The 19,798-nt window shown below is 43.3% G+C and carries 16 protein-coding genes and 1 riboswitch; of the genes, 6 read left to right on the plus strand and 10 right to left on the minus strand.

The window, feature by feature from the left end; translation table 11 throughout:
- Positions 1-311: 311 nt before the first annotated feature.
- Positions 312-1,337, minus strand: a complete 1,026-nt coding sequence (locus V6252_RS07815; RefSeq protein ID WP_341609987.1) for a histidine kinase — start codon at positions 1,335-1,337, stop codon at positions 312-314.
- A gap of 239 nt (positions 1,338-1,576) precedes the next feature.
- On the opposite strand from V6252_RS07815, the gene argH reads away from it, so the two are divergent.
- Together argH and V6252_RS07825 are read left to right on the plus strand one after the other, a co-directional pair.
- Positions 1,577-2,950 (plus strand): argininosuccinate lyase, encoded by a 1,374-nt coding sequence (argH, locus tag V6252_RS07820; protein ID WP_341610092.1) that lies wholly within the window; start codon positions 1,577-1,579, stop codon positions 2,948-2,950.
- Positions 2,951-3,267: 317 nt separating this feature from the next.
- Positions 3,268-3,558 carry an oxidative damage protection protein gene (locus V6252_RS07825; protein WP_057757820.1) on the plus strand — a complete coding sequence of 97 codons (291 nt, stop codon included), beginning with the start codon at positions 3,268-3,270 and terminating at the stop codon, positions 3,556-3,558.
- Positions 3,559-3,657: 99 nt separating this feature from the next.
- Here V6252_RS07825 and phoU read toward each other — a convergent pair whose 3' ends face one another.
- The 5 genes from phoU to pstS all read right to left on the minus strand — a co-directional run bounded on the left by phoU (position 3,658) and on the right by pstS (position 8,865).
- Complete coding sequence (phoU, locus tag V6252_RS07830) at positions 3,658-4,440, minus strand: phosphate signaling complex protein PhoU (RefSeq protein WP_238068842.1); 783 nt, start codon at positions 4,438-4,440, stop codon at positions 3,658-3,660.
- A 119-nt stretch (positions 4,441-4,559) separates the two neighbouring features.
- Positions 4,560-5,396, minus strand: a complete 837-nt coding sequence (gene pstB / locus V6252_RS07835) for a phosphate ABC transporter ATP-binding protein PstB (protein ID WP_394124741.1) — start codon at positions 5,394-5,396, stop codon at positions 4,560-4,562.
- Positions 5,397-5,568: 172 nt separating this feature from the next.
- Positions 5,569-6,474: a phosphate ABC transporter permease PstA gene (gene pstA, locus V6252_RS07840; RefSeq protein ID WP_102078265.1), complete on the minus strand. Its 906-nt coding sequence runs from the start codon at positions 6,472-6,474 to the stop codon at positions 5,569-5,571.
- A 61-nt stretch (positions 6,475-6,535) separates the two neighbouring features.
- Positions 6,536-7,489: a phosphate ABC transporter permease subunit PstC gene (gene pstC, locus V6252_RS07845; protein WP_191114511.1), complete on the minus strand. Its 954-nt coding sequence runs from the start codon at positions 7,487-7,489 to the stop codon at positions 6,536-6,538.
- Positions 7,490-7,698: 209 nt separating this feature from the next.
- Entirely contained in the window at positions 7,699-8,865 is a 1,167-nt protein-coding gene (pstS, locus tag V6252_RS07850; protein ID WP_057757805.1) for a phosphate ABC transporter substrate-binding protein PstS, read from the minus strand.
- 293 nt (positions 8,866-9,158) lie between these two features.
- A riboswitch (TPP riboswitch) is annotated at positions 9,159-9,303 on the plus strand.
- A 248-nt stretch (positions 9,304-9,551) separates the two neighbouring features.
- On the opposite strand from pstS, the gene thiC reads away from it, so the two are divergent.
- Positions 9,552-11,666: a phosphomethylpyrimidine synthase ThiC gene (gene thiC, locus V6252_RS07855; RefSeq protein ID WP_341609988.1), complete on the plus strand. Its 2,115-nt coding sequence runs from the start codon at positions 9,552-9,554 to the stop codon at positions 11,664-11,666.
- 124 nt (positions 11,667-11,790) lie between these two features.
- On the opposite strand, the gene V6252_RS07860 is transcribed toward thiC, so the two are convergent.
- Positions 11,791-12,681, minus strand: coding sequence for a fructose bisphosphate aldolase (locus tag V6252_RS07860; RefSeq protein WP_341609989.1), 891 nt, complete (start codon positions 12,679-12,681; stop codon positions 11,791-11,793).
- Between the two features lie 176 nt (positions 12,682-12,857).
- Entirely contained in the window at positions 12,858-13,706 is an 849-nt protein-coding gene (locus V6252_RS07865; protein WP_341609990.1) for an EamA/RhaT family transporter, read from the minus strand.
- Between the two features lie 369 nt (positions 13,707-14,075).
- Here V6252_RS07865 and V6252_RS07870 point away from each other — a divergent pair, with 369 nt between their 5' ends.
- The 3 genes from V6252_RS07870 to V6252_RS07880 all read left to right on the plus strand — a co-directional run bounded on the left by V6252_RS07870 (position 14,076) and on the right by V6252_RS07880 (position 17,602).
- Positions 14,076-15,992, plus strand: coding sequence for an ABC transporter ATP-binding protein (locus tag V6252_RS07870; protein WP_341609991.1), 1,917 nt, complete (start codon positions 14,076-14,078; stop codon positions 15,990-15,992).
- Positions 15,993-16,073: 81 nt separating this feature from the next.
- Positions 16,074-16,964, plus strand: coding sequence for an alpha/beta hydrolase (locus V6252_RS07875; protein ID WP_341609992.1), 891 nt, complete (start codon positions 16,074-16,076; stop codon positions 16,962-16,964).
- A gap of 20 nt (positions 16,965-16,984) precedes the next feature.
- On the plus strand, positions 16,985-17,602 hold the full coding sequence (locus V6252_RS07880; RefSeq protein ID WP_341609993.1) for an alpha-ketoglutarate-dependent dioxygenase AlkB: 618 nt from the start codon (positions 16,985-16,987) through the stop codon (positions 17,600-17,602).
- A 32-nt stretch (positions 17,603-17,634) separates the two neighbouring features.
- Here V6252_RS07880 and V6252_RS07885 read toward each other — a convergent pair whose 3' ends face one another.
- Positions 17,635-18,492 (minus strand): EcsC family protein, encoded by an 858-nt coding sequence (locus V6252_RS07885; protein ID WP_341609994.1) that lies wholly within the window; start codon positions 18,490-18,492, stop codon positions 17,635-17,637.
- Between the two features lie 195 nt (positions 18,493-18,687).
- Positions 18,688-19,719, minus strand: a complete 1,032-nt coding sequence (locus V6252_RS07890) for an NADP-dependent oxidoreductase (RefSeq protein ID WP_341609995.1) — start codon at positions 19,717-19,719, stop codon at positions 18,688-18,690.
- Positions 19,720-19,798 lie beyond the last annotated feature (79 nt).

Genomic DNA, 19,798 nt, shown 5'->3' on the forward strand with positions numbered 1-19,798 from the left:
ACATACTTAATATTTTTTTCAATAGTATTACGGCTATATTAGCACTCATTATCAATCACTTAGAATATAAAATCTAAATTATTTAATAAAATTCTGACGAAAACTACCAGTTTTTATAGCGGACAATATACTCCTGCTATAGGTAGGTTTTATATGGTGTAATTGTGTTTCACGGTAGTTATGATATTACTGATTCGTAATCATTATTTATCAAACATAAATTATGACGTCTATACATGGTGATGCAATAATTATGCCACATAGGCTTTTAAGATTTGAAAAAATGGAGAAAACTAATAAATAACAGTAAGTTATAAACCAACGTCTTGTAGAGGATAGTCGATAATGGTGATAATCTGAGTACTGGCTACCGAGCTTTGGATATCAGCACTTTGTCCAAAATGGGCGCGCAAACGATCGGCTTGAATATAGAAATTCATATGTTGGCGCAAATCATGATTGATAATTAGTGTCTTTTTGGGAAGCGCAACATCGATCATAATTTTAACTCGGTGTTGTTCCCACGTGACTTCGATATTAATGCAGATAGTTTCTGTCGTCATCTCTACCACATTGAGTAGTATTTTCTCTAGCACGCTTTGTAGCGTTAGCGCAGTGATAACCATGTCATACATGATATCTTCTTCTGGTAACTTCCAATTGACTTCGAGCTTGTCTGCTAAACGACTAGATTCAATTGCCAAATAATGCTCACAAAGGTCAACCTCTTCTTCAAAGCTAATCTCACGTGTACCACTAAAACTAGCACGGAATAGTGCAGAAACGTGCTGTAGTAAGTCAGCGGCTTTGGGCGGATTCGATTCAATCAGAGATACGAGTGTATTGATAGTATTAAAGAAAAAGTGCGGAGCCGTACGGGCTTTTATTAGATCATTTTGTGCGGTCAGTTTATATTCAAAGGACAGCTTAAGTGCATTGAGCTCACGGTAGCTGCGCAAAAAATATAATAAAAATACAGTGGTAAAACCGCCAGACAACACTGTATTGAGCACGATATTCAATACAAACGTGCGACTATCATATGTTAGCCAGCCGAAATTAATCATAGATAATGTGACTAACGCCATCGAAACTGCAGCAGCAAACATTAGTAACAGTACAATCCGCATACTTACGCTAAGAATACTGGCGTTTTTGAAGGCAGGGCGTAAATAGTCAACTAAATACAGTGAGGGGATAACTGTTAGAGTGTTTTGAATGAAACTACGTACAAACTGAATCATGAAGTCTGACCAAGTCGCTAGACTATGGCGCTCCATTACCGTTAGGAACAAGGACCAAAAAAAGATATATGTCAGCCACTGCCAAGGCCTCATGATCTCCATGAGTTTAGGAATAAAAAACTCTAAGCGTGTAGCTAGTAAGGCAACCTCATCATTTGCTATACTCGAGTTCTTATTCTCTTGACTTGTCTTGTACCGATATGAACGCCAATTCTTCAAAACCTAGTAATCCTGAATCAAGTAAAAGTTCATCTGACTCTGATTTTAGCACAGATGCTCCTACAACAAGTACCACAACGCAGACTGCGCCTGCTAGTAGCCAAGGCCAACAAATGTGGGGTGGACGTTTCAGTGAAGCGACAGATAGCTTCGTTGCTGCCTTTACTGCCTCTGTGGGCTTTGACCAACGCTTTGCTCGTCACGATATTCAAGGCTCGATTGCGCATGCAACGATGCTAAAAGAATGTGACATTTTAACTGCTGATGAAGTTGCCACTATTACTGATGGCCTTCAGCAAGTATTGCGCGAGATTGAAGCAGGTGAGTTTAACTGGTCGATTGCTCTAGAAGACGTGCACATGAATGTAGAGTCACGTTTGACTGACATTATAGGTGCCGTTGGTAAAAAGCTACATACTGGTCGTAGCCGTAACGATCAAGTAGCCACAGATATTCGCCTATGGTTGCGCGAAGAGACTGATAATATCATTGAGTTATTAGTACGCTTGCAAAGTGGCTTGCTTAATTTGGCTGAGCGACATACTGATACTATCATGCCAGGCTTTACTCATTTGCAAACGGCACAGCCTGTTAGCTTTGGCCATCATGTAATGGCATGGTTCGAAATGTTGTATCGCGATACTGAGCGTCTTGTCGATGCTCGTCGCCGTATCAATCAGATGCCACTTGGTAGCGCAGCGCTTGCTGGTACAACTTTCCCAATCGATCGTACCATTACTGCTGAATTGCTAGGTTTTGAAGGTATTTGCCAAAACTCACTCGATGCTGTTTCAGACCGTGACTTTGCGATTGAGTTTACTTCAGCGGCATCTATTCTCATGATGCATATGTCGCGTATGAGCGAAGAGATTATTCTTTGGATGTCAGCGCAATTTAATTTCGTGCAGATACCAGATCGCTTCTGTACGGGCTCATCGATCATGCCGCAAAAGAAAAATCCTGACGTACCTGAGTTGGTACGCGGTAAAGCGGCACGTGTCTTTGGTCAGTTGATGACTTTGCTTAGCCTAATGAAGAGCCAGCCGCTCGCCTACAACAAAGACAACCAAGAAGACAAAGAGCCTTTATTTGATTGCGTTGATACTTTGACAGGTTCGCTGCTTGCCTTTGCTGATATGCTACCGAATATCACACCAAACAAAGAAAGCATGCGTGCTGCTACGATGAAAGGCTATGCAACTGCAACTGACTTGGCAGATTACTTAGTACGTCAAGGCGTGGCATTCCGTGATGCCCATGAAGTGGTTGGTAATGCTGTTGCTTTAGGCATCAAAGAAGGTGTTGATCTAAGTGATTTATCATTGGCACAGCTACAGCAATTTAGCGATGCTATCGGTGAGGATGTCTTTGATTATCTAACGCTAGAAGGCTCATTAGCAGCTCGTGACCATTTGGGTGGCACTGCGCCAAACCAAGTCAAGCAAGCGGTGGTTAATGGCCGTGCCCGCTTAAAAGCCTTTGCTTAATCATTAATTTGCAAATAACAGCCAACTTGCTAATTTAAACTTAACACCCGCTACTTATGCGGGTGTTTTTATTTGTCTTATGACCTCTACTGGTTTGGCCAATGTCATTTTCAAAATATCACTAGCTTTGAAAATCTTAATAAAAAGGTCAAACATAGTTAGTACTTGTCATACAACAACTACTAAAGGCTTTATAACAAATAGATAGAGGTCTAACGATATACATTAGTACCCTTTGCTAAATCTACCAAGACCGTTATCATAGACTCATATGATATTTGACTTAATCACTTAATATAATGAATAAGGAATGCCTTATGACTGAAACTTTTAACCCTCAAGCAAATACTGTGTTTTGCCGTAAATATAAGCAAGATTTGCCAAAGATGCCGCATCCACCCTTCCCTAATAAAAAAGGTCAAGAGCTGCAAGAGACCGTATCGGAAAAGGCGTGGAAAGAATGGCTTGAGCATCAAACGATGCTTATTAATGAGAATCATCTAAGCATGATGGATCCTGCTGCTAAAAAGTTTTTAACAGAGCAGCGTGATAAGTTCTTAGACAACGAAGACTATGAGCGCGCACAAGGTTGGACACCAGAAAGTTAGAATTTACTTACCTTCTACTAGGTACATTTAGTAGTTATAAAAAAACGCGCTTACTATAGCGCGTTTTTTATTATAAGATGAAAATCAATGTCTTTCCTATCAGCCTTCATCACTATCTGACGTTTCAAGCTCATTGGCTGGCAATGTACTAACTTGACGAGCAGCCAATCGGTCATTGGCTTCTTGCACCGCTTTTTCGACCATCGCATAGTCTGAATGACGTACGTCTTGTCCACTGATATAGTTAATCACTAGCTCTGCGACATTTTGTGCATGGTCACCGATACGCTCAAGCGATCGTAATATCCACATGATATTGATGACTTTTGATACGTGGCGCGAGTCTTCCATAATATAGGTCATCAAAGCACGAATGGCTGACTGATATTCGGTATTGACCACGCTATCATTACGCATCACTTCAAACGCTTGCTCCGCATTCGATTGACTAAAAGCTTCTAGCGAGTTGTTTAGCATCAGACGAACTTGATTGCTCAGATGCTGAACTTCAGCATAGCCGTATGCTGATTTACCTTCTGCCGCTATTTTGCTAGCCATTCGCGCAATTTTTACTGCTTCATCGCCGATACGTTCCAAATCAACCACACCTTTACTAATCGACATGACTAAGCGCAAATCACTGGCTGCTGGCTGGCGCTTGGCGACCAATAATAAAATGTGCTCGTCGAGCTCGACTTCCATTCGATTGATATCGAAGTCCATATCGATGACTTCTTGCGCCAGTGTTTCGTCTTTATCGATAAGAGCGTGAATGGCTTTGGCCACTTGGTTAGCCGCGCTATCACCCATGTATAAAAATAAACGGATGGCTTCATCAAGATCTTGGTCAAAACTTTTGGAGATATGCTTATCACTTTGCATGAGAGGTATTCCCTAGAATCTATATTTTAATAGCGCGGTGTGCTTTTGAAGTTAGAAAGTCGGCTTATGACATGCTAATCAGCTTTGTCTGCTTGTACCGATTCCAATCTCAATCAATGTTAGCCATAACGACCTGTAATATAGTCTTCTGTCGCGGTTTGGGTAGGTTTGGTAAATATCTGATCGGTCTCACCCATCTCAATCATATCACCCAAATACATATAGACAGTGTAGTCAGATACGCGTGCTGCTTGCTGCATATTGTGAGTGACGATAGCGATGGTGTAGTCATTTTTCAGATCTTCGATCAAATCTTCGATAGCACCCGTCGAGATAGGATCCAGTGCTGATGTCGGCTCATCAAGCAACAGTACTTCAGGCTTGGTCGCCACACTACGGGCGATACACAGACGCTGCTGCTGGCCACCTGATAACGACAACCCTGATGCTTTTAGCTTGTCTTTCACTTCTGGCCATAGTGCTGATTTTTTCAGTGCCCACTCGACGCGATGATCCAGCTCGTCTTTGCTTAATTTTTCGTACAGTCGTACACCAAAAGCGACATTGTCATAGATTGACATCGGGAATGGCGTTGGCTTCTGAAAAACCATACCAACTTGTGCACGCAGTAAGTTCACATCGATGTCTTTACCCAAGATGTTTTTGCCATCTAGATTGATGCTGCCTTCTGCACGCATACCTGGATATAGATCGTACATGCGGTTAAAGGTACGTAGTAGCGTAGACTTACCACAACCTGAAGGACCAATAAAAGCGGTCACTTTTTTATCGGCGATATCGATATTGATGTTTTTTAATGCCTGAAAGTCATCGTAATAGAAGTTTAGATCTCGAACTTCCATTTTTGCAGCAGGCATGTTCTTAGGAATATCTTGAATCGTTTGCTTATTAAAATCAGCAGTGTTTGGTTGCTGTGCTTGGGCGCTAGTAGACATGGGTCTATTTAATAGGCTGCCTGTTGCCGTATTAAAGTTGTCAGCAGTCGTGTTCGTACGGACGTTGCTTAGGACATCATTCATAATATTTCAACCTAGCTCAATTAATTTCATATAAGTTTAAGTAAATGCTTAGCGTGTAGCGTACTACAGTCTGGTCTGCTCTCAGCCCTTATTTGGGCTGACCTCTACCACCGATAAATCTTGCCAAAATATTCAACACTAGGACAGACGCGGTGATAAGTAGTGCTGCCGCCCAAGCCAATGTATGCCAGTTGTCATAAGGACTCATCGCAAACTGGTAAATGGTGTTGGGTAAGTTAGCAATAGGCTGACCCATATCTGTACTGAAGTATTGATTGTTAAGTGCGGTAAATAGTAACGGTGCTGTCTCACCAGTGATTCGAGCAAAAGCCAATAGCACACCTGTAGTCAGTCCCGCGCGCGCAGCTTTCACAGTTACCTGAGTGACCAGTTTCCACTTAGGAGTACCTAGCGCGTAAGCTGCTTCGCGTAGACTATTAGGTACCAGATTCAGCATATTTTCTGTCGTACGCACGACCACTGGAATAACAATCAATGCCAATGCCAACGCGCCCGCCCAACCAGAGAAACTTTGACCTTTTACCATCAGTGCATAGATAAATAGACCGATGACAATCGATGGCGCTGACAATAGAATATCATTTAAAAAGCGTGTGACCTTGCCCAGCATACTGCCTTTAGAAAACTCAGATAAGTAAATACCTGTCATAAGGCCAATAGGTGCACCGATAAACAAGCCTGAAAACGCCAACATGACCGAACCAACGATAGCATTACGTAAGCCGCCCGCACTCATTGGTGGAGGCGTATCAGCGGTAAAGATTGGTAGCTGCACCATGCCTTGGAAGCCTTCAACAAACAAAGTCACCAAAATCCATGACAACCAAAACAAGCCAAAAACCATCGCTGACATGGCAAAGCCTAGACCTAACTTGTTGGTCAAACGACGCTTGTTATACAGGCTTTGATTATAGCGGGTAGCGCCGTTTGGCTTAGTAGGTAGTGGTGCATTGATCGCATTGTTAGCAGGCATAATATTTATTTCCCATATCTTTTATCAATATCTATCAAGGTTCAATAAATCGGTAACAGACCTATCGATTACCTGCTTTGTGATCCATGCGCATGAGCATCAGTTTTGCTAAAGACAGCACAATGAAGGTGATGACAAATAAGATTAAGCCTAGATGTAGTAAAGACGCTAGATGCAGCTCACTTGACGCTTCAGCAAACTCATTGGCCAAGGCCGAGGTAATTGTCACACCAGAAGTGAATAGGCTTGGACTGATATTAAACGCATTACCAATCAAGAAAGTAACTGCCATCGTCTCACCCAATGCACGACCAAGACCCAAAATTACGCCACCAACGACACCAGCTTTGGTATAAGGCAGGATAATCTTGAACATAACTTCCCAAGTCGTCGCGCCCATGCCATATGCTGACTCTTTCAGTAAATCTGGTACGACAGAGAAAACATCACGCATGGTGGCAGCGATAAACGGTATGATCATAATGGCAAGTACTAGGGAAGCGGTAAACATACCCAGTCCCATAGGCGCACCTGCAAACAGCTTACCGATAATAGGCAAAGGACCGACGTGTTCAATGAACCATGGCTGAATGTGATCACCAAAAAATGGCGCAAATACGAACAATCCCCACATGCCATAAATGATAGATGGGATACCAGCCAACAACTCAATGGCGATACCAAGTGGCTTTTTGAGGAACTTAGGGCACATCTCGGTTAAAAATATCGCAATACCGAAACTGACTGGAACCGCGATAATAATAGCGATAAATGAGGTGACTAAGGTACCGTAAATAGGCGCTAATGCCCCGTATTCATTGGCGACTGTATCCCAGTTATTGCTGGTATAAAATCCCAAACCAAACTCTTGAATACTCGGCCATGCTCCAACAATTAGAGACACCAAAATGCCCCCTAAAGATAGGAGGACGAGTATGGCAAACGCTTTGGTAGAGTTCACAAATAAAGCGTCGTAACGTTTTTGTTTAGCCAGTTGGGACCTTAAGTCTGTCATAAGTGTCTCAGCATTAAATGGGATGAATCGAAATATTAAAAAGATGTATCTCAGGTTTTAACACAACAAACTTAAACGGTATGAGTAAGCATATTTATCGAGATGTATTCATCAAACTTGCTGTGTTAAAACCTCTCAAACAACTACCGGAGAATAGTTATTCGAGAGGATAACTTGTCAGTTGCTAAATAGTATTTAGCAGAAACAAATTACTGAGCTGGCTTGTAGACAGGCTGTCCATCACTACCTTTTACTTCGTTCCACTTCTCTTTGAACAAGGCCACTGCCGTATCAGAGAATGGTACGTAGTCTAGTTCCATGGCGCTGTCATCACCTTGGGTATAAGCCCAGTCAAAGAAGTTCAACACGCCAGCGACTTGCTGAGGATTTTCTGGTTGCTTATGTACCAAGATAAAGGTAGCAGCAGCGATAGGCCATGCTTGGTCAGTTTCAGAGTTGGTGATGACTTTATAAAAGCCTTCTTGTTGTGACCAGTCGATATCACCTGCGGCAGCAAACGTCTCAGCAGATGGCTGTACGATGTTACCAGCTGCGTTTTTCAGCGCAGTATGTGACATCTTATTTTGCTTAGCGTAAGCATACTCAACATAACCGATAGAGTTTTTCATGCGGTTCACGTAGCTTGAAACGCCTTCATTACCTTTACCGCCTGCACCAGTAGCAGAAGTCGGCCATTTGACGGTTTTATCAACGCCAACGGTGTCTTTCCAGTCTGGTGAAACCTTGGCAAGATAGTCAGTAAAGTTGAAAGTCGTACCTGAACCATCTGAGCGGAATACTGTTGTGATTGGGGCATCTGGCAAGGTCAAATCTGGGTTCATCGCCTTAATCGCAGGGTCATTCCAGTTACTTATTTTACCCAAATAGATATCAGCCAACGTTGTGCCGTCTAGTTTCAATGCACCAGGCTCAACACCATCAATGTTGACGATTGGTACAACACCACCGATGACTGTTGGGAACTGGATCAAACCTGCTTCGTCTAACTCTTCAGGCGTCATTGGGGCATCAGAAGCACCAAAATCTACTGTTTTCGACTGAATTTGTTTGATACCACCAGATGAGCCAATCGACTGATAGTTGACTTGGCCGCCGGTCGCAGCGTTGTAGTCATATGACCATTTCGCATAGATAGGCTGCGGGAACGACGCTCCTGCACCTGTAATATTCATAGCGATATTTTCAGCAGATTTAAAATCTGACGTAGCAGAAGATGCTGTCTGAGAGGTTGTTTCAGCTGTTGTCACAGCGCTACTGCTAGTATCAGCAGTTGGCTCCGCCGTATCTGTTGACTTATTACACGCCGTAAGCATTAATGTACAACTGACGGCCACTGCTAATAACGAATAACGCATGTAGGACTCCTGAAGTTTAACAACGGTATAAAAAAGCATTGCTTGTGATATGCGTGTTATCTTGCCAAATCTTTATGACAGTTTAATGACAACTTCTAGAATCCTTCATTCGCTTTACATAATATTTGAATAATTTGTCTACAACCTAGTAATACTAAGCACCCTCATCTATTAACACTCAAAAAAATTATTCACGAAAATATTGAATAGTATGTGTGACACAGAATATTTGTATCCAAATACTATTAGCCGTTGGTACAGAATTTTGTTAGTATGAAGGCTGATTTACAACACTGACAGACTCGGGGTGCGGTGTATTTTTGGCTCACTTTACTAAACTTGCTTTATTAAAGTAGTCGCCTTGATACATTCGCTGAGAGATCACCCGCCGAACCTGATGCGGTTAGTACCGACGCAGGGAAGTCTTAAGCACTTTGTTATTTATGACAAAGGACGCGTAGAAATACATTTTTATCATCACTACTGTCTTAATATGCGTGATGCATAACCGGATAAGAAGAGAGGATATAAAGCTGCGTCCAATATTTGATGAGCACCATACGCGACGATATTTTTTGATCGAAGTTGTGGGTTCATGATATAAATTTGTCTAGATGATGGATGCCTACCCCCGCAGATACTGGCGGTGTTGATTTTATTCAAAAACCAACACGCTAGGACAGCATATGACTACTGCAGATACCACCTCAATTGCACCGAAAGCCCAAACGCATAACCCAGCCGACAACTCAACGCTTGCTTCTAATGCTGCTGACACGACCAACGTCAAAGCAGATAAAAAAGCAGATGCGTTAAAAACCCCTGCCCACCGTGCCGCAAGTGATGCCCGTTTCGAAGAAGATGCGCGCGACTTACACCGTATTTTACCTGCCTCAAGAAAAGTCTATATCGAAGGCTCAAGACCTGACATCCAAGTACCGATGCGTGAAATCAGCTTGGCTGATACGCCTGTGGGTGGCACTGGAGATAAAGACGGTGAGCATAATCCGCCGTTTTATGTGTATGACACCTCAGGTGTATATACCGACCCTAATGTCAATATCGACCTCACACGTGGATTGCCAAAATTGCGTGAGAACTGGATCGCAGAACGCGATGATACTGAGCAGTTAAGCGGCCTATCTAGCTCATATGGACAAGCACGTGCTCGCGACATCAGCACTGCTAACCTTAGATTTGCTCATATTGATAAACCGCGTCGCGCCAAAGCAGGACAGAACGTCACGCAAATGTACTACGCGCGCCGTGGTATCATCACGCCTGAGATGGAATATATCGCCATACGCGAAACGCAAAAGCAGCATGAACTGACCGATATGCGTCAACATGATGGCGAGAGCTTCGGTGCCAATACGCCTCAAATCATCACCCCTGAATTTGTTCGTGATGAAGTGGCGGCGGGACGTGCAATTATTCCAAACAACATCAACCACCCTGAATCTGAGCCGATGATCATCGGGCGCAATTTCTTGGTGAAAATCAATGCTAATATCGGTAACTCAGCGTTAGGTTCATCTATCGATGAAGAAGTGTCCAAAATGACGTGGGCAACACGTTGGGGTGCGGATACCATTATGGATTTATCAACGGGTAATCATATTCATGAAACCCGTGAATGGCTAATCCGTAACTCTCCTGTGCCGATTGGTACGGTACCGATTTATCAAGCATTAGAAAAGGTCGATGGCGTTGCTGAAGACCTAACATGGGAGATATTCCGTGATACGTTGATCGAGCAAGCAGAGCAAGGCGTCGATTACTTTACTATTCACGCTGGCGTGCTATTACGCTATGTGCCGCTCACCGCAAAACGTCTGACAGGTATCGTCTCACGCGGCGGCTCTATCATGGCGCAGTGGTGTCTAGCCCATCACAAGGAAAGCTTTTTATATACGCATTTTGAAGACATCTGCGAGATTATGAAACAGTACGATGTAGCATTTAGTCTAGGTGATGGCCTACGCCCTGGCTGCTTGCAAGATGCCAATGATGAAGCGCAGTTCGGTGAGCTACGTACGCTTGGTGAATTGACCAAAGTCGCATGGGAGCACGATGTACAGGTGATGATTGAAGGCCCTGGACACGTCGCGATGAACCGCATCAAAGAAAACATGGACTTGCAGCTTGAGCTATGTGCTGACGCGCCTTTCTATACTTTAGGGCCATTAACGACAGATATCGCCCCAGGTTATGACCACATCACTAGCGCCATCGGAGCTGCAATGATTGGATGGTTTGGTACAGCGATGCTGTGCTATGTCACGCCAAAAGAACACTTAGGCCTACCGAACAAAAAAGATGTTAAAGACGGCATTATTACTTATAAAATCGCTGCACACGCTGCTGACCTTGCTAAGGGTCATCCAGGAGCACAGGCACGTGACAATGCACTATCTAAAGCACGTTTTGAATTCCGCTGGGATGATCAGTTCAATCTTGCGCTCGACCCTGATACGGCACGCGAATATCATGATGAGACGTTGCCAAAAGACGCACACAAATCGGCACACTTTTGCTCCATGTGTGGCCCTAAGTTTTGTTCAATGAAAATCACTCAAAACGTGCGTGAATATGCAGCAGGGCTGGATAAAGATGCCGCTAACCAAAAAGTAACGCCGCAAACAGGCGACTTAACCGATGCTGGTCACCTAATCAAAGAGGTAGATACAGAGCTTGTCGGACAAGTTGGTGAAGCCACTGCTGAGGAAATTCGCCAAGGCATGGCGGAGATGACTAAAAAATATAACAACGAAGGACGCCAGTTATATAAAGAGGTGTAGGGTTAATAACCGATACTTTTAAAATAAGAAAAGCCCTACTATTTAAGTATTTTTACACTTATCTAGTAGGGCTTTTTTTGGCTTATTTACTCATGATTTATGTGCGAAGTTTTATTTACTACGTTTACGCTTTTGACGCTTCATAAATCTCTTCAATTGAGGCATTAATGGTTTCAGCAAACTCGCTATCGCTTTGTTGCTTACTCAAGCCTTCGGTAAAAGCACGCGAGAAGCTTGCAATCATACCTGGGTTTTGTTTGAGCTTGGTACAAGCATCGCTACGACTATAGCCACCAGATAACGCCACTACTTTGAGCACTTTAGGATGGTCAATCAGCTCCTGATAAAACCCTGCTTCTTCTGGCAGGGTCAGCTTGAGCATCACTTGATGTTTTTCACTTAAGCGTTCCAGATTGCGCAAGATATCTGCCTTTAGCAGTAGCTCACACTCATGCTTTTGAGTGCTATCAATATTAACCTCTGGCTCGACGATAGGCATCAAACCTTTTGAAATAATTTGCTTAGCCACATCAAACTGCTGCTGTACAACAAGCTCGATACCATCAACGTTTGGCTCATAGATGACTGAGCGCATTTTAGTACCGAATACAGGATAGTTTTTTGCTTTATCCAATAATAGATCTAGATTCGGGATTGGCTTCATAACTTGTACGCCGCTCATTTGCTCAGCCAGACCTTTATCTACCTTCAAAAATGGTACGATATTTTTATCTTCCCATAGGTAATTAGCCGTCGACTTACCGTTGACTTCGCGCTCCATGGTGTCTTCAAACAAAATTGCGCCAAGTACACGCTCACTATCAAAACAGTCACATGTCATGATACGAGCACGCATTTCATGAACCAAATCAAACATGGCCTCATCATTATCATAGTCGTCGCTGTTGACACCATAAGTCTCTAACGCTTTTGGCGTGCTGCCGCCACTTTGATCAAGCGCAGCAATAAAACCTGAACCGTTTTTTATACGCTGTAATTGCTTATCGTATTCCATTGAGCTTGCATCCTATTTTTATTGGTTAAATTAAATATCATAAACTAAGCTTTTTTATTCCATACAAGCCGTGTTATTTGTAGATAACCTTATCATAGGATGATTTGTATGCCTATATAGGATACGTGACAATATAGCTAAAAAATCATGAAACCAATACTTTTGGACAGTGCGCTTTACGCCAAAAATAGCACCCCTACACAGCAGACTGCCAATACTAATCCTATTATGTTGATACGGTTCAGCTGCTCTTTAAACACACCTACGCCAATCAATGTCGCTACGGCAATAACACCGACATTCATACCAGTGAAAACAATACTGGGAGAGTCATGCAGCACTTGGTGTGCTCGTACATAGGCATAAATATTGCCCATGTTTAATGTACCGAGCAGCAAGCCTGTCATAAGCGCTTGTTTTTGCCAACGTACCCGTGTGACCAGTAAATAGACTAAAAGCAATACACCTGCTACCCCGAAGCTAACCAATAGAGTCAACGGAAAGGCCGCCCCTTGTTTGGCCACTTGTTTGAACAAAATATCAATAATGCCGTAGCCTGCCCATACCCCGAATAACCATAGTGGCGTCTGCTTTGCTTGCCGAGTAATATCGTTATGCTGTGGTCGATAGACAAGCGCACCTAATGCCAGAAAACCTAACGCCAGTCCAAGTATACGTGTACCAGTCAGCACCTCACCGAATAGCAAAAAAGCCGCTACGATAGGAATGATAAGTGATAAGCGCTGAGAGGCGTCGGTTGCTACCATCCCCACCGCTTCAATAGCTCGTCCCAAAATGATAAATACGGCAGGTAATAGCACTCCAAGCGCAATGATGATGCTCCAAGCGCTATCAAGCGCATGTATGGCCCCTATATCAGGTTTTAGTAACACCCAAGTCAGTAAAAAAGCCACGGGATAGCCTGCTACGATGGTCTGACGAATATCTATATTTTTCTGGCGCAATATTTTCAAAAGTACTGAGACGGCGACGCTACATAGCACCGCTATTATTAAATACATCATTCACTGCTACCTTTTGAACTTCAATGTTGAGTTATTACTGTTCATATATTTATAAAAACCATTAAATAAAATACTTGCTAATCAGCTGATATTTGCAACAAAATCATAATTATAAAAGCAATATTTAAACTATGAATAAGTTTGGATGTGGAATGTAACAAAATATGTTTTCTACAGCAATCTATTTATTATGGTTGTGACTGAAGCTTTCAAAACATAGCTATTCTTAAGCAAATTACAATTAGCATGCAGGTATGATTAGTAATTTTGCTAAAATAGCACCTAATCCCAATCACAAAAGTAAAGATTCTAGATAACGAGTCCTCTCGTTCATCTTGACGTACTGCTATTGATGTTTTATTACTGCCTATGAATGCTTTATTTCGCTTTTTTGAAAACCGCCTACCCGCCTTTCCAGACACCCCTATGCCATTGCCATCACCTCGCGATGGCATGCTGAAGTTTTTGTGGGCATGTACCAATGGCCTACGCGGCTGGCTACTAATCTTTATGATTTTGTCCGCTGGTATCGGTATTTACGAGGCCATGCTGTTTGCTTGGATAGGTAATATCGTCGATTGGTTGGGCGTTTATACACCGCAAAACTTATGGGTAGAAAAAGGCGATATGCTGCTTATCATGCTCGCTGTCATGATAGTTAGCCCACTGTGGATTGCCTTGTCATCGTTTATCCACTTTCAGACCTTGCAAGGCGTGTTTCCCATGCAGATGCGCTGGCGTTTTCATCAGCGCATGCTTGGGCAATCCATGCAGTTTTATCAGGACGAGTTTTCGGGTCGCGTCTCAGCTAAGGTAATGCAGACAGCGCTAGCAGTACGCGATACTGTGATGACCGTCACCGATATGTTTATGTATGTCTCTGTCTACTTTATCACCTCAGGGGTGATTTTGTTTAATTTAGACAGCTTACTACTCATTCCTTTTGTTATTTGGCTGGTCTTAGTTGCTATCACCATTTGGTACTTTATCCCTAAGCTCAAAGAGACAGCGATTGTGCAAGCGGATGCCCGTGCCTTAATGACAGGACGAATTACGGACGCTTATGCCAATATCATGACCGTAAAGCTATTTAGCCATTCGCGTCGTGAGTTGGGCTACGCCAAAAACGCTATGGGACAATTCCTGGGTACGGTACATGCGCAGATGCGCTGGGTCAGCTATTTAGAAGTATCGACCCATCTTATCAGCGTGATCTTGGTCAGTAGTACCGCAGGTATTGGATTGTACTTGTGGCAACAAGGCGCAGTTGGTGTTGGTGCCATTGCTGCTGCGACCGCTATGGCATTGCGTCTAAATGGTTTGACGCGTTGGATTATGTGGCAGACGGCCAGTTTGTTTGAGAGTATCGGTACAGTTCAAGATGGTATGCGTACGTTGTCAGCACCGCAGACAATTATTGATAAACCTGACGCGCCAGCGCTGGCCGTCACGGACGGGCGTATCGTATTTGACCATGTCGACTTCAGTTATGAGAATGACGAAGAAGACAATGGACAAACTGGCGAGACTGTTGGTAGTACCAGCATCGCTAAGCGCGCTCCTAACTCATATATCAAACTGTTGGACAACTTCCACTTAGATATTAAGCCGGGTGAAAAGATTGGTTTGGTTGGGCGTTCAGGTGCTGGTAAATCGACCTTGGTTAATTTGCTACTGCGCTTTTTTGATGTCGATAGCGGTAAAATCCTTATTGATGGACAAGCTATTGATGCGGTCACGCAAGAATCATTGCGTCAACAAATTGGTATGGTGACTCAAGATACGTCGCTGCTACATCGTACCGTGCGTGAAAACATCGCCTATGGTCGTCCTGATGCTACTGACGCGGAGATTATGTTTGCAGCAAAACAAGCCCAAGCATGGGATTTCATCAAAGATCTGTACGATGATAAAGGCAATACAGGACTTGATACCCAAGTGGGTGAACGCGGAGTCAAACTATCTGGCGGTCAACGTCAGCGTATCGCTATCTCACGTGTTATGCTAAAAAATGCGCCGATTTTACTTTTGGATGAAGCGACCAGTGCGCTAGATTCTGAGATTGAATATGCCATTACCGAAAGCTTAAATGACATCATGACTGGCAAGACCGTTATTGCTATCGCCCACCGCCTGTCTACTATTGCCGCATTGGATAGACTGGTCGTTATGCATCAAGGCCGTATCATCGAGCAAGGTAGTCATGATGAACTATTGGCATTGAATGGTGTCTACGCTCGACTGTGGCAACGTCAAAGCGGTGGCTTCTTAGGTGAAGACAACTAGGATTCATTAAGTCAGCTCAGTCATAAGAAAACAAACTGCAAAAAAATCACTCAAAATAAGTCACAAGGAAGTGTTTATTTCATGGAAGCATTCACAAACCGCATTAATCTTGGCGGAAAACAGGCACGCTACTATGACCTTAGCCAGTTTAATCAGCCGCTAGATTCAAGCTCTACTCCCCGCGCGCCAGCACATTTTTATAGTGGCAATAGTTTTACTGTTGGCACTTATACACCGCTATTAAGTAAGCTAGCCACTGAATTTGATATCAGCTCACTTGCCCTACGGGGCTATTGGTATGACAAGCCGCAAAGCCAACGCCTTACGCGCGAGCAAGATGCTGATATGCTGATTGAGTTTTTAGAAAAGACCCAAGATAAGCCTGTCGTAGGTATTGGTCATTCGCAAGGGGCTACGGCTACAGCAATGGCAGCTGCCCAACGTCCAGAGTTGTTTTCGCAGTTGTACCTGATCGAGCCTGTCACATTTACCAAACACCAAGCCACCTTATATAACCTTTTGCCACGCTCTATCCTACTGAGCCGCGAGCCTTTCAAAAGCACGTTAACTAAGCAATCTACTTGGCCAAGTACCCATAGTTATTACGAGAGCCTACGTGCGCAGCGTGCTTATAAGCGTATTAGCGATGAGCACTTGCAAGTATTTGCTGAACAAAGCCTGAGCAAAAATACAGATGGTAGCTATACGCTTATGTTTGCACCAGAACAAGAGCTGGCCAATTATTTTGGCGCACCTCATATCGATGCCGCCCTTAAAAAACTACGCTGTCCCTACACGTTGATTACAGGCAAGCCTACCCTATTCATCAATGATAAAGTACGAAAGCAATGGAAAAATTTTGTCCCAGATAGCAGTCTTATTTCGCTGTCAGATTACGGTCATCTATTGCCAATGGAAGCGCCTGAACTATGCGCTCAAATTATCAACGAGCACTATCAAAGCAGCAAATAAGGATTTACAACGACTAAATTATGACTGACCTCTTTGCTCCTGCACCCACCGATAATTTACTGCCCTATGATGGTAAGGTGAATGATTTAGGTGTGATTATCGACGATGCTACTACCCTTTATAATACTCTACTAAATGAGTTACCTTGGCAGCCAGACATCGTGACGTTATTTGGTAAGACCCATATAACCACTCGGAAAATTGTCTGGATGGGAGATACAGATGCAGACTATCAATACTCAGGACACGTGCGGCAAACTGTTCCATGGTCAGATATATTGTTTCACGTGAAACAGAAAATCGAGCAAGCTTTAGCAGAGATTGGTGTCATTGCCAATTTTAATACCTGCCTGCTTAATTACTATCCTTCTGGCGTTGATGGTATGGGCTATCATGCCGATGACGAAAAAGAACTCGGTCAGCAACCAGTCATCGCCTCCTTATCGCTTGGTGCTACACGCAAATTTGTTTTTAAGCATAAAAAAACTCAAGACAAAGTTGAACTTTATCTTGAGTCTGGTCAGCTCGTTGTGATGCATGGTGACACACAGACCTTTTGGAAGCATACGATTACTAAGACGAAGACGGTGGATGCTGGGCGAATCAGTCTAACGTTTCGGCATATGCTTACATCTTGATACTATCGCTGACTTAACGAGTCATCTAATTCTTATGCGAGACGGTCCAAAAAACGCTCACGGTAACACTGGTAAGCAGCTTCACAGACATTGGCAGTGTAGCTAGCATTAACACCACCTGCGACTACTGCACCCACCGCTGGAATAATTTGCGCCGCTTTTGTCTTAACGATGTTAGTGGCTACTTTAGTCGCTGTTTGACGCAGTACACGAGACATGACTTCTTCGTTAATCTGATTGAATGCTTGAGTTTCTGGATCTTTAATCATCGCCTGAGTGTCATCTAACGCTGCTTTACGTTCCTCAACAGAGGCAGAAGTTGCTACAGCCAACAAAGACATCGCAAATAGTTGTTCGCCTTCATTATTGATATCAAAGCCATAGTACGTTGCATATTCTCCAATCGCACGTAGATTGGCTGTAATAAGCCCAACGACATCAGCAGGGATACCTGCCCAGCCTACAACCCCTGTAGTCACCCCTTGCGCACTGGTTAGCGCTACATATTTACTTTTAAAAAGCTTAACTTGTTTATCTACAACCGCAATGGGTAGACGTTTAATGTCGCCAAGCGTTTTGATAGAGGAATCGTTAATATCTGCTTCCTCTTGATAGCTATCGATAACGTCTTGAGTATCTAATGTCCAATTGGCTGCATCACTCAAAGCAGTAATCGTTTCTTCAGTTGCTTTTTTTAGAGAATCGCCAAATTGTGGAGCTTCCATCAACGCATCACCGGCGGCTACCACAGGGGTACTAAGCACTGCGAGCGTCTTATCCAAAATTCCTTTATCAGGGTTCTTCCATGCTTCTATCTCTGCACGGACTTTGGATTCATAAGCAACCTGGTCATCTATTTTTTTATTGATAGTCTTATTGTTGATAGTCATATTATTCCCTTTATTAGTATCGTTCGCTTTCTATCCTATGATAAATAAGCAAAGACTACAGGGACGTTCTGTTGTCCAAAATAAAACTTTTGTATGATTTGTTAAGTCATCAGTTAAGTTTACTGGGTTTCAACAGACATCCCTTTACTAATAAATCCTACCAAACACTACCTAATACTTGGAAAATCTTGACATTCACTCCGCTGCCGCTAAGACAATCTTACCAAAAGCATCGCCTTTTTGTAGCTCGTGGTGTGCTGCAACGACTTCTGAGAGTGGATAGGTTTTTTGAATTTTTAAAGTCAGCTTGCCATCAGCCACTTCCTGTAAAACACGCGCCATATCTTGACCACTACGCTGCGCTTTGTAACCTGCTACTACTAAGTCTTTTTGCTGACCGGCTTCTTTGAGCTTATCAACCCAGATAGTTGGCAACACATTTACTCGAGCACCTGTCTTGAGAACGCTAAGCGCGCGGACACCTGCATCATTACCGACTAAATCAAGTAGCACGTCAGCTTGCAGGTCAGGAAACGCTTCATCTTTGGTATAATCTATCCAACCCGCCAGCTTAGATACGTCTATTAACTCATCAAGCTTGGCGTACTTTTCTGGTGAGCAAATTACCGTCACCTTGATGTTATCTTGCGCTACCTTATTCATGAGCAGTTGGATTAATAAATGACCGACACCGCCTGCTGGTGCATTAATCACCACATGCTCGCCTGTTTTTATATCAGCAAAATCTACGAATTGTAGTGCCGTTTGTCCGATACAAGGCAAAGCACCTGCCTGCTCTAAGGTGACATTATCTGGTACTTTTGCAAGCAACTTGGCATCTACTGCCACATATTGCGCATAGCCGCCACCGGTAAAAGTCAAGGCCGCTACTCTGTCGTCGATAGCAAACTCATCGCTATTACTGCTGACTACTTCGCCCGATACATCAAATCCTAAAATAGCTGGCTGATCATTCTCAAACTTGTCTTTACGGATGTTCTCTGCACCCCAGCCTTTACCTTGGCGAGTTTTATAATCGACAGGGTTAATTCCAGCATAGGCAATTTTTACCAGTACTTGGTCGTCCTGTAGCTCAGGAACATCAGCACCATCTTGGTATTTCATTACTTCAGGCTCACCGAACTCGCGTATGAGTACGGCGTGCTGTGTCTTAGGTATGTTGTGTTTAGCTTGTTGATTATTATCGGTAGTAGACGCTGTTGCCATCGTAGAATATCCTTATATTTTGTTTATTAGGCTGTACTTATTATTTATTCTCTTGAAACGTTGTGTTGTTAAGAGCACT

This window comes from Psychrobacter proteolyticus (assembly GCF_038155145.1).
GTDB classification, from domain to species: Bacteria; Pseudomonadota; Gammaproteobacteria; order Pseudomonadales; family Moraxellaceae; genus Psychrobacter; species Psychrobacter proteolyticus_B.